5 protein-coding genes are annotated in these 13818 nt (G+C 71.0%); 1 reads left to right on the top strand and 4 read right to left on the bottom strand.

Annotated features, from left to right (window positions below; all coding sequences use genetic code 11):
- The 4 genes from IFT89_RS15095 to IFT89_RS20620 form a co-directional block, all read right to left on the bottom strand.
- The coding region (locus tag IFT89_RS15095; RefSeq protein ID WP_202939368.1) for a signal peptidase I at positions 1–437 on the bottom strand (437 nt) is incomplete at its 3' end.
- Positions 438–447: 10 nt separating this feature from the next.
- Positions 448–1095: a SipW-dependent-type signal peptide-containing protein gene (locus IFT89_RS15090; RefSeq protein WP_202939367.1), complete on the bottom strand. Its 648-nt coding sequence runs from the start codon at positions 1093–1095 to the stop codon at positions 448–450.
- 20 nt (positions 1096–1115) lie between these two features.
- Positions 1116–1760: a SipW-dependent-type signal peptide-containing protein gene (locus tag IFT89_RS15085; RefSeq protein ID WP_213014290.1), complete on the bottom strand. Its 645-nt coding sequence runs from the start codon at positions 1758–1760 to the stop codon at positions 1116–1118.
- A 197-nt stretch (positions 1761–1957) separates the two neighbouring features.
- The gene (locus tag IFT89_RS20620; RefSeq protein ID WP_274605591.1) at positions 1958–4846 is read right to left on the bottom strand and encodes a LuxR C-terminal-related transcriptional regulator; all 2889 of its coding nucleotides are present in this window, start codon (positions 4844–4846) and stop codon (positions 1958–1960) included.
- Between the two features lie 514 nt (positions 4847–5360).
- Between IFT89_RS20620 and IFT89_RS15075 the strand changes: the two genes are divergently transcribed.
- Positions 5361–13763, top strand: coding sequence for a hypothetical protein (locus IFT89_RS15075; RefSeq protein WP_202939366.1), 8403 nt, complete (start codon positions 5361–5363; stop codon positions 13761–13763).
- The last annotated feature ends 55 nt before the right edge of the window (positions 13764–13818 follow it).

Here is a 13818-nt window from a genome sequence, read left to right as displayed (position 1 = left end):
GGGACCGAGGCGAGCACGATGCGGACCGTCGAGACGGTGTACGGCTCGGGGTCCTCCGACAGGTTCGCGTCGCCCTGCATGGTGATCGTCCGCTGTGGTCCTGCGGTGTCGACACCGCCGGTCACCGAGGTGACGCGGTGGGTGACCGGCAGCTGACCAGCGCGATCCACCGTCACCACATCGCCGACCGCGATGTCGGACGCGGGGATCTCGCGGACGAGCGCGAGTGAGCCGGTGGGGATCGTCGGGCTCATGGAACCGGTCTTGAACATGATGAGGGTGATGTTGAAGCAGGTCGCGAGGATGACGAGCACGATGCAGACCACCCCGCCGACGGCGGCGAGGTTCAGCAGGGTGCTTCCGACGATCGACGCCACCGAGCGGCGGGGTTGCTGCCGCTCGGTGGCGTCGATCGCTTCCGTGGAGGGTCGGGTCACGGTGCTCCGATCAGGAACTGGAGGTGCTGGTGATCTGCCATGTCGCCGACGCCGTCCCGCCCTGGAAGCTGGAGGCGGTGCCGGCCTTCACCCGCACGTCGAAGCAGAAGCGCACCGTCGAACCTCCGGCCGCCGTGAGTGCACCGGTCGCCGTCGGCGGAGCCGTGCCCGTCGAGAGCGACGCGGTGTACGCGGGGACGGTCGTCGAGGTGAACGCGGCGGCGTTGCACGCCGTGCCCGCCGCCGTCGTGACCACGCGGTACTCGAGCTGCGGCAGGAGGGTGCCCGTCGCCGCCGAGACCGCGGACAGCGCCGCCGTCCCGCCGATGTTCGTCGCGGCGGTCGTGCGGATGTCGATGTAGGCGAACTGCGAGAGTCCTGGCGACATGGCGGTCGCGTTGAAGACCAACGTCGCGGGGTTCGCCGCCTCGTGCGCCGCCCAGGTCGACGACGAGGTCTGCGACTCCACGGCGAAGGTGCTCGCCGCGAAGGTCGCCGTTCCGAACTCGTCGTCGCTCCAGGCCGCGAGGGTGAGCGAGGTCCCGACGCCCAGCACGAGCGCTGCCGCGAGGGCCGCTCTGGCCTTCGTGTAGCGCGACGTGCTCCGTCGTTCAGCGGGGCGGTGGTGCCTCCCCGCCGCCGGTGTGTGTCGTCCCATGATCGCCGTCCCGCCGCGGGTTACGGCAGCGGGGTGGTGGACTCGGCCGCGAACTCCCAGACCACGGTGCCGCTCGGCGATGACTGCGGCAGCGTCGCGGCCGGGGTGACCTCGAAGCAGAGGAACACTGGCGTGGTGACCGCACCGAGCGTGAAGATGTCCGCTGCCGTGCTCGACGTCGTTGCGGCGTCCGTCACGAGCGGGTCGCCGGCGGCGAAGCTCGCGGCGTCGCAGCCGAAGGTGGTGGTCTCCACGACGGAGTAGCTGAGCGAGGAGGCGATGGCGGCGCCGCTCGTGGCGGTGATGTCGACCGTACCGGCGTACGTCGACGCGGCGGTCAGCTGCACGGCGAAGCCGGCGTAGACGGGCTCCTCGGGCGCCAGGTTGTCGGCCTCCACCGCGAAGGTGAGCGGGGCGGCCGCAGCCTCGGTCGGGTGCTCGGTGAACGCGGTGCCGTCCGTGCTGCCCTCGATGCCGAAGCCACCACCGGCGAAGATCCCGGTCGCGAACTCGGAGTCGTTCCAGGCCGCGAGGGTGATCGCCGCACCGACGCCGAGCACCAGGCCGCCGGCGAGGATCGCCTTCGCCCGCTTGCTGCGCTGGCCGCGGACGGGCGCGTCGGTGGCGGTGGCCGCTGGGGCCTCGGTGCTGGTGTCGATGGTCATGGAAGCCCCCTGGAGTCCGCCGGTGACGGCTCGCGTCACCACTGGTGTCGGGCGTGCGGAGACGATCTCCGCGCGTCTCACGACACTCTCAGGACGATAGGCAGCAGGCTGACGGTTGTAACCAGTAGTGGGGTACTGGGATCGCCGGACGCTACCGAGAAAACTGCTGAACCGCGCTGCGTCGCCCGCTCAGGGGATCAGGCCTGACGCTGCGAGGACTGCGCGACCAGGCGGCCGAGGTCGCGCCGTCTCCCCGCGCCCAGCTTCGTCCGTGCTTGGAGCACGTGCGACTCGACGGTGCGGACGCTGAGGAAGAGCCGCGTCGCGATCTCCTGGTTGCTCAGTCCTTGCGCGATGAGCAGGGCGACCTCCAGCTCCCGCCGGGTGAGCGCGCTCAAGTCGGCCCCGGCGGTCTCCTGGCCGGTGTCCGTCTGCCCGCGGGAGAGGTAGGCCAGGGGAGCGTGTGTCGAGGGCGGCTCCACTGGAACGGTGCGCTCCATCGGCACCGTCTCTTCGGTGTTCTCCGCCCGGTAGGTGGAGAACACCGGTGACGGATGCGCGAGCGGGGTCCGTCGGGCCTCCGCATCCGCAGCGGCGCCTGGCGTGGGACCCACGAGTTCGGCGGCCCGCTCCGCGCAACGGCGGGCGTGCTGCAGTCGCCCCTGTGCCTCGTGGAGCCGTTCTGCGAGCAGATGGGCCCCGATCGCCCGGTGCCGCGCTCCGACCTCCTCGAGCGAACAGGCGGCCTCCTCGGCGCGGCTCGCGTCGCCGGCGGCGCCGGCATCGAGGTGCAGCATGAGCGACGCCTGCAGGGGCGTGAGCTCCTGCGATCGAGCGTCCACGACCCAGGACAGGGTCTCGGACAGGTCGGCGCCGGACGCGGCGGCCAGGCTCGCGGAGTAGATCCGCTGGGTCAGCGGCTTCCGGATGTCCTGCGCGAGCCGACGCAGGTGATCCCGGGCGTCCATGACGCGACCGCCTGCCATCAGCAGACCGAAGTCGGCGATGTCGGCCAGATAGGAGAGGACCGTGGAGGCGGCGATGAGGCGTTCGTCCTCGGCAGCTCGCCGTTCCGTCGCCTCCTCGAGCTCGCCGGTCTGAGCGAGAGCACCGACGAGGAGGAGCGCGGTCTGCGTGTGCACCTCGGGCGGAACGGTCGAGTCGAGGAGCCGTTCGACGACCCGGAGGTCGGCCACGGTTCGGTCCGGGCGGCCGTCGAAGAACGCCAACTGGGCTCCGAGGATCCCGACGATGCACTGGTCCGTCGTCGCCAGGCGCCCGGTCCCGCGCTCGGCACGAGCGACGAACTCGTCGATGTAGCGCGCGAAGCCGGCCCAGGAGAGTCCGGTGAGCAGGCGGATGGTGCCGGCCGACAGCACATACATGGCGCTTGCATCCCGCAAGGCGTGCGACAGTGGCCGTGCCGCGCTGTAGGGCACCGACCGGTAGACGGCGTCACCCAGCTGGAGCAGCTCCCGCAGCTCGGACGGTGGCAGCCTGAGGCCGAGCCTGGTCACGAGCGCAGCGGCGGCATAGAGTCGCGAGGACTGCGCGGCGTCGACGTCGCGCAGGACCTTCCAGAAGACGGCATCGCCTTCGGTCGGCTCCTGCCGATCCTGGTCGCGCCAGGTCTCGACCATCAGGATGCGCTGGGACAGCAGGCGGCTGTGCTCCTCCTGCTCCGTCAGCTCCTGCGCGCAGGTGCGTTCGGACCAGCGATCGAGGGTCGCCCGCCAACTCACGACCTCCGCCTGCATGTCCTCGTCGGAATCGGCCGCGGGATCGACCTCGAGGACCCGCTGAGCCCCGTCACCGTCGCCCAGCATGGCGAGCGACCGTGACCACTGGAGCGCCGCTGCCACGGACGGGCGCCAGGTGTACGCGCGTTCGGCGAGCAGACGACCGTCCTCGGCGAGGCCGGAGACGTTCGCGACGTGCGCCGCCTCGAGGAAGGTGCGGGCCATCGTGAGGGACTCGAACCCCTCGTCCAGCTCGGTGTGCGGAGCCGCCAGCCAGTACCGGCCGAGGATGAAGGACTCGTTCGGCGTGAGACGGGCACCGCCACGCAGGTCCGAGATGAGCGTCCGCTGGACGCGGTCGTGGCGGTGCAGTCGTCCGCTGTGGCGCCACTCCGCGAGTGCCGACCACGCGTGCAGTTCGTCGGCGACGATGCGGTCCTGGCCTGAGCCGTCGTGCCGCGCGAGTCCGAGCCGGAGGAGCGCGTGCAACTGGTGCTCGCCGAGCAGGCGGATCGCGCGCGAGTAGGGGACCGGGCCGAGCTTCGCCAACATGACCAAGGCGTACCGGCCCTCGTCCTCGAGCCGGGAGAGCTGGGGTTCCGTGAGGTCGTGCACTCGCGGTGAGACCCCCGCGACCCCGAGCGAGAGGATGCTGCGCGGCAGGTAGAACTCCCCACCCGTCTCGAGCGCGTCCTTCGTGAGCTCATGCACGAGCCGTGGCGAGCCGTTGCTCAACCGCACGATGACGGCCTTGGCCATGTCGTCGAGGACCGCGTCGTCGGCGGCTTCGTCCACCATCGCCGAGGCTTCGAACCCGTCGAGCGCCGGGAGGTCGATCCGTGTGAGCGACCCGGTCCGCCAGACGGCGAGGAGCCGATCGGCGGACTCGTCGCCGCGCCCCTGCAGTCCGGCGAGCTCCTGCTCCAGCGTCACCAGGGCGACCTGCTCACGCGACCGCGAGAGTTCGATGATGTCGGCGAGGCTCGCCGGGTGGAGGTTCGCCCCGTCGTCGACGATGAAGACGGCACCGCTCGGTACCGTGCGCCAGTCGCTCAGCGTGTGCGAGGCGTCCCGTGACGCACCCGACACGTGGATGACCGGGCGTCCGTCTTCGTGCATCCGACGTCCGATCGCGTCCGCGGTGAAGGTCTTGCCGTAGCCGGGTGGTGCGACGAGGAGCGTGCTGGTCCGGTTCGCGATGAGCGCCGTCATCCGGGCGATCGCGGCCGCTCGACCGCTCGGTTGGGCGGGAGCGCGGGTGGCGGATTGGCGGAACTCGCCGGAGCGACGGGTGGGCGACGCGGCGGACCGCGCGCCGCCACTGAACCGATGCGCACCCGGGTTCATGGGATGACCTGCTCGGCCGACCTCGGATGTGGCTTTCGCTCCACTGCCGTCGCAACCGGTTCTTCCATATCGCAGCCCCCTCAAGCTCCGTCAGGACGACGGGATCCGCATCACTAGGGACGCTGCGAATACTCCGTCGGATGCCCCATTATCCGTAATCCCTGAGTGCTTCCGCAGCCCTAACTGAGCGTTCTCAGTAGAAACTACGCACCCCACTCGGGGGTAAACCCCCGGCCGGTGCGGGTTATCTCTCAACCGTCATCGATGACATGGCACGGATGGATCCGATTGCACTGGAGCCCCGCTACCGATGATGCGTCGGAGGGTCTCCGGGACCGATCGAAACCCGGCGTCGCGCGGCGCCGCATCGCACTGCGGAGGCCAGTACCGGTTTTCCATCCGGCACTACGGAGGTTCGGGTCCCTCCTCTGGGGGACAGGGAAGCCCGCCCATAGATTGGCCGGGATCGACGCCAGTCGCGGGTTCGCCCGTGCACCGAAGAAAGGGTTCCACCGTGGGGGAACAGCAGCGAAGCATCCTCGGCCGAGGCCGTGCGTGGAAGGTCGCGGCCATGGCCGTGGTCGGCACGGTCATCGCCATGGGATCGACGACGGCGGCCACAGCGGCCCCGACCGATGTCTCCGACGGCTTCGGCCGGTTCCTCGGTGGACAGGCGGCCGGGATCAACCTCGACGCCCTCGCCGCGGTCGCCGGTGCCCGCGCCGAGAACCCGAGTGGTGTCCACCCCGTCGCCGCGAACCCGCTGTCGGCCGAGGTGCTCAACACCCTCGGCGTCGACCTCGGCAGCTCGCTCCAACTGTTCGGTGCCAATGGCGTCATCGAGCTCGGTGCCGTCGCTCAGTACGGGTCCGCCGCCGACAACGGCGACGCGATCGCCGGCTCAGGCGCGGTCACCGACCAGGGTGGCGTCTCGATCGGTGGACCCGATGCTCCGCCGGCGGACGCCGAACTCGACCTGACCGGTCTGCTCGGCCGGGTCGGGACGCCCACCGGCGGGATCCTCAGCGACCTCTCCCTCAGCCTCGGCGCCCTCGCCTCCACGATCTCGCAGACGGGCGGCGCCACGGCCGTTCCCGACTACCAGATCTCCGGTGCGACGCTCACGCTCCAGAGCCCGCTCGTGCAGAACGTCGGGACGCAGGTGACGGGCCTCCTCCCGCCGCTGCAGACCACGCTCAACGGGCTGACGTCGGCGCTCAACACGGCGCTGAACGCGAACCTCATCGGCGTGCTCCGAGTGGCTGCGACGGGGACGGTCACCCCGCCGAACCTGTCGACCGTGGTCAACACGATCCTCACCACCCAGGCGTCGCAGTCGGCGGCGACGGGGGTCTCCGTCAACCTCCTCACGGGCGCCGTGACCGTCGACCTCGCGACCCTGCTCGCGAACGACCCGACGCTGCCCGACCTCAACGACCTGCCGCCGAACACCTCGCTGCTGTCCGGCCCGATCGGTGCCGCCATCGCCGCAGCCATCACCTCAGCGGTGACCGCACAGGTCACGGCCGTGTCCGCCGGCCTGCAGGCGGCCGTGAACAATACGCGTATCCAGGTCACCGGCAACGTCACGACGAACGTCGTCGTCACGCAGGTCCCGGTCATCTCCCTGTCGCTCGACTCGACGCTCGGCGCCGTCCAGAACGGCACTGCCGCCTTCACCTCGGCCGGGCTCCTCCCGAACGTGCTGAACCCGATCCTCGCGACCCTCGGACTCACGCTGGACGGCGTGGTCAACCTCGTCCTCAACCTCGTCAAGGGCGTCGTCGGAACCGCGTTCACCGGTCTGAACACGCTCAACACCGGTCTCAACGGGATCACCGGCGGCCTGGCGGCGAACGTCGTCGGCCCCATCCTGAACATCGTGCGACTCGTCGCCGACGTGACCGCCAACGTGCAACCGGCCACCGGCGACCTCGGGGCAGGATCGGCGACCGTCCGAGCCGTGCAGATCTCCCTCGTCCCGGCGATCTCGCTCGCGACGGTCAACCTCGCGTCGTCCTCGGTGCGCGGCACGCTCGTCGTCTACGACACGGCCATCACCGCCACGCCCGCGACGGTCAACCCCGGCCAGTCCACCGTGATCGACGGCACCGGCTTCGCGGCGAACGAGCAGGTCACCATCACCGCGCCCGGGCTCGACCCGGTCACCACGACGTCGGACGCCGCCGGTGTGATCAGCCAGAGCGTCGCGATCCCCGCCGGTTTCACCCCGGCGACCCTGACGTTCACCGCCACCGGTGCGACCTCCGCCACCCCGGCCACCACCGACCTCGTCGTCGCGCCCTTCGTGACCGCCATCACCGCCGACCCGGCGACGATCGCTCCGGGCGGCAGCACCACGATCACCGGCACCGGGTTCCTGCCCGGCGAGTCGGTGTCGATCACCGTCCCCGGCCTCACCGACCCGATCGTCACCACCGCGACGGGCACCGGCACGATCTCCACGAGCCTCACGCTCCCGGCGGACTTCCCGCTCGGCCCCGTGACGGTCACGGCGACCGGCGCCTCCTCGGCCAGCCCCGCGACCACGACGGTCACCGTCGAGGCGACGCAGTATGTCACCGCCATCACCGCCGACCCGGCCAGCGTCGTCGCCGGGGAGACCACGACGATCACCGGCACCGGCTTCGCCTCGGGCGAGACCGTCGCCGTCTCGATCCCCGGCGTCGACCCGGTCACCACGACGGCCACTGGAACCGGCACGATCTCGGTCGACCTCGACGTCCCCGCCGACTACGCCGCAGGCCAGGTCGTCGTGACCGCGCTCGGCGAGACGTCCGACACCCCGGCCGCGACCAACCTCACCGTGGTCTACGAGACCTCGATCGTCGCCGTCCCGGCCACGGTCGCGGGTGGCACGACCACGATCATCAACGGCGCCGGCTTCGCGCCCGGCGAGGACGTCGTCGTGACGTTCCCCGGCCTCGACCCGATCACCGTCACCGCCACCGCACTCGGCGCGATCGGCACCCCCATCGCCGTCCCGCAGGACTTCGCGGTCGGCGACGTCACGGTCACCGCGCTCGGCGCCGTGTCCGCGACCGAAGCGACCACCGTCGTCACCGTCACTGCGACGATCTACGACACCGCCATCACGCTCGACCCGACGTCGCTCATCCCTGGTAACGCCACGACCGTGACCGGCACGGGTTACCTGCCCGGCGAGACGGTCACCGTCGGCTACCCGGGCGGCACCCCGGTGACCGTCGAGGCGGACGGCGACGGCGGCTTCACCGTCGACCTGCCCGTCCCTGCCGGCACGCCGACCGGCACGCTCGTCGTCACCGCCACCGGTGAGACGTCCGCCACCCCGGCGACCGCCGACCTCGAGGTGCTGCCGTACGACACGGCCATCACCGCCGACCCGGCCTCGCTCCTCCCCGGCAACTCGACCACCATCACCGGCACCGGCTTCGCCGGGAACGAGTCGGTCTCCGTCTCCTTCCCAGACGGCACGCCCGTCGTCGTGACGGCTGACGGCGACGGCGGCTTCACGGCCGTCTTGCCGATCCCGTCGGGTACGCCCGCAGGCCAGCTGACGGTCACCGCCACCGGCGCGGTCTCCGCGACGCCGGCCGAGACGGACATCACCGTCGAGGCCTACGACACCGACATCGCGCTCGACCCGGCGACCATCGCCCCCGGCGGCAGCACGGTCGTCACCGGTTCCGGCTTCGTTCCGCTCGAGTCCGTCTCGATCACCATTCCCGGCCTCGCCACGCCCGTGACGACCACGGCGAACGGCGACGGCGAGATCACGGTCAGTGTCACCCTGCCGGCGGACTTCCCGCTCGGCGACGTCACGGTCACCGCCACCGGCGCCGTCTCGGCCACCCCGGCCACGGCGACGCTCACCGTCGAGGCGACCACCTACGTCACGGCCATCACGGTCGACCCGACGACCGTCGTCGCGGGGGAGAGCACGCTCGTCACCGGTACCGGCTTCGAGCCCGACGAGACCGTCACGGTCTCCATCCCCGGTGCGCCCGCGGTCACCACGCAGGCCTCGGCGACCGGAACCATCTCCGTGTCGCTCCCGGTCCCGGCGGACTACGCGGAGGGCACGGTCGTCGTGACCGCCCTCGGTGAGGTCTCCGAGACCCCGGCCACGACGAACCTCGCGGTCGACGTCGTCTACACCCCGACGATCACCGCCGACCCAGCCACGGTCCCCGGCGGCACCAGCACCGAGATCTCGGGCGCCGGCTTCGCTCCGAGCGAGAGCGTCACGGTCACCTTCCCGGGCCTCGACCCGATCACGGTCACGTCGAACGCAGCCGGTGAGATCACGACCACCATCGACGTCCCGCAGAACTTCGCGGTCGGTCCGGTCACGGTCACCGCCCTCGGCGTCGTCTCCGCAACCGAGGCGACGACCACGGTCACGGTCGAGGCCACGGTCTACGACACGGCGATCACCGCCGACCCCGACACGCTCCTTCCCGGCGGCAGCACCACCGTCACCGGAACGGGCTTCCTGCCCGGCGAGTCCGTCTCCGTCTCCGTCTCCATCCCCGGCGGCACGCCCGTCATTGTGGAGGCCGGCCCGGACGGCGACATCACCGCCATCCTGCCGATCCTGCCCGGCACCCCCGCCGGTCCCGTCATCGTGACGGCCGTCGGAGCAGTGTCGAACACGCCCGCCACTGCGACGATCACCGTCGAGGCGTTCGACACGACCCTCACCGCGACGCCGTCCACACTGAACCCCGGTGACTCGACGATCCTGTCCGGCACCGGCTACGTCGCGAACGAGTCGGTGACCATCTCGGCTCCCGGCTTCGACGACGTCGTGACCACGGCGAACGGGCTCGGTGAGATCAGCCAGGTGGTCGCCTTCCCCGCGGACTTCGTCCCCGCGACCGTGACGTTCACGGCCACGGGCGCCCTGTCGCTCACGCCGGCGCAGACCTCGGTCCTCGTCGAAGCGGTCGTGTACGACACGGCGATCACGGTGGATCCGACGACGGTCAACCCGGGCGGCACCACCACCGTCACGGGCACCGGCTTCGCACCGAACGAGACCGTCACCATCACGATCCCGGGCGGCGACCCCGTCACCGTGACGACGAACGGTGACGGCGACTTCACCCAGGCCGTGACGATCCCGGCCGGAACGCCTGCTGGGCCACTGACGATCACCGCGACCGGTGACACGTCGAACACGCCCGCCGACGCCGACGTGACCGTGGTTCCGTACGAGACCGCGATCACCGCCGACCCGGACACGCTGCTCCCCGGCACCTCGACGACGATCACCGGTACCGGGTTCGCGCCGAACGAGTCCGTCTCGGTCTCCATCCCCGGTGGCACGCCGGTCGTCGTGACGGCGAACGGTGACGGCGGCTTCACCGCCGCCCTGCCGATCCCGTCGGGCACGGAGGCCGGACCGCTGGTCGTCACCGCAACGGGCGCCGTCTCGGCGACGGACGCGACCGCGACGGTCACCGTCGAGGCCTACGAGACCACGATCGCCCTCGACCCGACGACGGTCGCCCCTGGCGGCAGCACCACGGTCACCGGTGACGGCTTCGCGCCGAACGAGGCGGTGAGCGTCACCGTCCCGGGCATCGCGACGCCGATCCCCACCACGTCGAACGGCAACGGTGAGATCTCCGTGAGCGTCGACCTCCCGGCGGACTTCCCGCTCGGACCCGTGACCGTCACCGCCACGGGGGCCGTCTCGGCGACCCCCGCCACGGCGACGCTCACCGTCGAGGCCACGACCTACGTCACGGCCATCACGGCTGACCCGACCACCGTCGTCGCGGGTGCCAGCACCCTCGTCACCGGCACCGGCTTCGCACCGAACGAGAGCGTCACGGTCTCGTTCCCCGGCGCCGACCCGGTGACCACCACGGCGACGGCGACCGGCACCATCTCGGTGTCGCTGCCCGTGCCGGCCGACTACGCCGAGGGCGTGGTCGTCGTGACCGCGCTCGGTGCGACGTCCGACACCCCTGCGACGACGAACCTCACGGTCGACGTGGTCTACACGCCGACGATCACCGCCGACCCGGCGACGGTCCCCGGCGGCACCTCGACGGAGATCTCGGGCACCGGTTTCGCGCCGAACGAGAGCGTCACGGTCACCTTCCCCGGCCTCGCGCCGGTGACGGTCACCTCGAACGCCGACGGTAAGATCACCACGACGTTCGCCGTCCCGCAGGGCTTCGCGACCGGTCCGGTCACGGTCACGGCACTCGGCGTCGTCTCGGCGACCGAGGCGACCACCACCGTCACGGTCGAGGCGACGGTCTACGACACGGCGATCACCCTCACACCGGACACGGTGAACCCGGGCCAGACCACCACGGTCACCGGTACCGGCTTCCAGCCGAACGAGTCGGTCAGCGTCTCGATCCCCGGCGGCGACCCCGTCGTGGTGACGGCGGACGGCGACGGCGGCTTCACCGCGACGCTGCCGGTGCCGCCCGGAACGCCCGCCGGCCCGGTCACGGTGACCGCAGTCGGTGAGACCTCGGCGACGCCCGCTGAGGCGGAGCTCACGGTCGAGGCCTACGAGACGGCGATCACCGCCGAGCCGAGCACGGTCACGGCCGGCGGAGCGACGCTGGTCACGGGTACCGGCTTCGCGCCGAACGAGTCCGTCACGGTCACGGTCCCGGGTGGCACGGCTGTCCCGGCGACCACGAACGGTGCCGGCGAGTTCTCGGTCGGGATCACGGTCCCGGCGAACGCGCCCGTCGGCCCGCTGGTCGTCACGGCGGAGGGAGCGGTGTCGCAGACGCCGGCCACCGCGACCGTCACGGTCACCGCCATCGTGTTCTCGCCTGTCATCACCGCCTCCCCGGACGCGCTGATCGCCGGTAACACGACGGTCATCACCGGATCGGGTTTCGCAGCCAACGAGACGGTCACGGTGTCGATCCCGGGCGCCCCGGTCGTCACGCAGGTGACGAACGCCGGCGGCGGCTTCACGGTGACCCTGCCGGTCCCCGACGGATACGCGCTCGGCGACGTCACGGTGACGGCACTCGGTGCTGCATCGGACGAGCCGGCGACGACGATCATCGAGGTCCTCGCGTACGACACGGCCATCACGGTCGACCCGTCCTCGGTGCTGCCCGGTGAGACGGTCACGGTCGATGGGACGGGCTTCGCCGGAGGGGAGACCGTCACGGTCTCGATCCCAGGCGCACCGTCGGTCACCGTGGTGACGAACCCCGACGGCTCCTTCTCCGTCGAGCTGCCGATCCCGGACGACTACACGCCTGGCCCGGTCACCGTCACGGCCGAGGGCGACGTCTCCGAGACGCCGGCCGAGTCCGAGGTCACCATCGAGGACGGAGCGGTCGACGTCGACACCGACGCCGCTGCGGTCGACGTGGACGCTGCTGCCGATGTGGACGCCGACGTGGACGTCGATGCCGCCGCTGACACCGACGCTGCGACTGACGTGGACGCCGCGGCTGATGTGGACGCTGCTGCCGACACTGATGCTGCGACTGATGTGGACGCTGCTGCGGATGTGGATGCAGCTGCCGACACGGATGCTGCGACTGATGTGGACGCTGCCGCCGACACGGATGCTGCTGCCGATGTGGATGCTGCTGCCGACACGGATGCTGCGGCTGACGTGGATGCTGCTGCTGATGTCGACACGGACGCTGCTGCCGACACGGATGCTGCTGCTGATGTCGACGCGGACGCTGCTGCGGATGTGGATGCTGCTGCTGACACCGACGCTGCGACTGACGTGGACGCCGCGGCTGATGTGGACGCTGCGGCCGATACCGACGCTGCTGCGGATGTGGACGCTGCTGCCGATACCGACGCTGCGGCCGATGTGGATGCTGCGGCTGACACGGATGCTGCGGCTGACACGGATGCTGCTGCTGATGTCGACGCGGACGCTGCTGCGGATGTGGATGCTGCTGCGGATGTGGATGCTGCTGCCGACACGGATGCTGCGGCGGACGTCGATGCTGCCGCCGACACGGATGCCGCTGCTGACACTGACGCTGCTGCCGATGTGGATGCTGCTGCGGACGTGGATGCTGCTGCGGACGTCGATGCTGCTGCGGACGTGGACGCTGCGGCTGATGTGGATGCCGCTGCTGACACGGACGCTGCGGCTGACGTCGATGCTGCCGCCGACACGGACGCTGCCGCCGACACGGATGCCGCTGCTGACACTGACGCTGCGGCCGATGTGGATGCTGCGGCTGACGTCGATGCTGCCGCTGACACGGACGCTGCTGCGGACACGGATGCTGCTGCGGACACGGATGCTGCTGCCGACACCGATGTTGCGGCTGACGTGGACGCCGCTGCCGACACCGCCGCTGACGGCACCGACCTCGACCTCAACGCCGACGCCGACACCGCGACTGACGCCGACACCGCGACTGACGCCGACACCGCGACTGACGCCGACACCGCGACTGACGCCGACACAGCGGCCGACGCCGACACAGCGGCCGACGCCGACGGCGACACCGACGCCGGTGACGAGCGTCAGGCGACCGTCAAGTACTCGACGATCGTCCGAGACACGGGCGTGATCCAGGAGGTCTACGCCACCGGCTTCGAGCCCGGCGAGACCGTCTCGGCCACCGTCTTCTCGACGCCGTTCGCCCTGACGCCGGTCGTCGCAGACGCCTCCGGCAACGCCACCCTCACCTTCCCGGTCGACTCGTCGATCGAGCTGGGTGCCCACCGGGTGGAGCTCTCCGGATCCGTGACCGGCGACCTGCCGCTCGACCGCGAGGCCACCGCCTTCACGGTCACCGCGGTGGCCGCCGCCGCACCGGGGTCACGCCCCGGTCTCCCGAGCACTGGCTTCGACGGCCTGTGGTTCGGGGGACTCGGCGCCACGATGCTCCTCCTCGGAGGCGCCTTCGTGGCTACGCGACGGGCGCGTATGGAGTGACCCCGCCGAGTGGGCCGCGCCGTATTCGGGTCGGCGCGGCCCACTCCTTCCCCCG

It is taken from the genome of Plantibacter sp. CFBP 13570 (genome assembly GCF_014841395.1).
GTDB lineage: Bacteria > Actinomycetota > Actinomycetes > Actinomycetales > Microbacteriaceae > Plantibacter > Plantibacter auratus.
Note: the sequence above shows the minus strand (reverse complement) of the source record. Positions and strands in the feature narration are given on the sequence as shown.

Excerpts from the sequence above, each read along its gene's own strand:
- IFT89_RS15090 (WP_202939367.1), bottom strand. The coding sequence starts at position 1,095 with ATGGGACGACACACACCGGCGGCGGGGAGGCACCACCGCCCCGCTGAA.
- IFT89_RS15085 (WP_213014290.1), bottom strand. The coding sequence starts at position 1,760 with ATGACCATCGACACCAGCACCGAGGCCCCAGCGGCCACCGCCACCGAC.
- IFT89_RS20620 (WP_274605591.1), bottom strand. The coding sequence starts at position 4,846 with ATGAACCCGGGTGCGCATCGGTTCAGTGGCGGCGCGCGGTCCGCCGCG.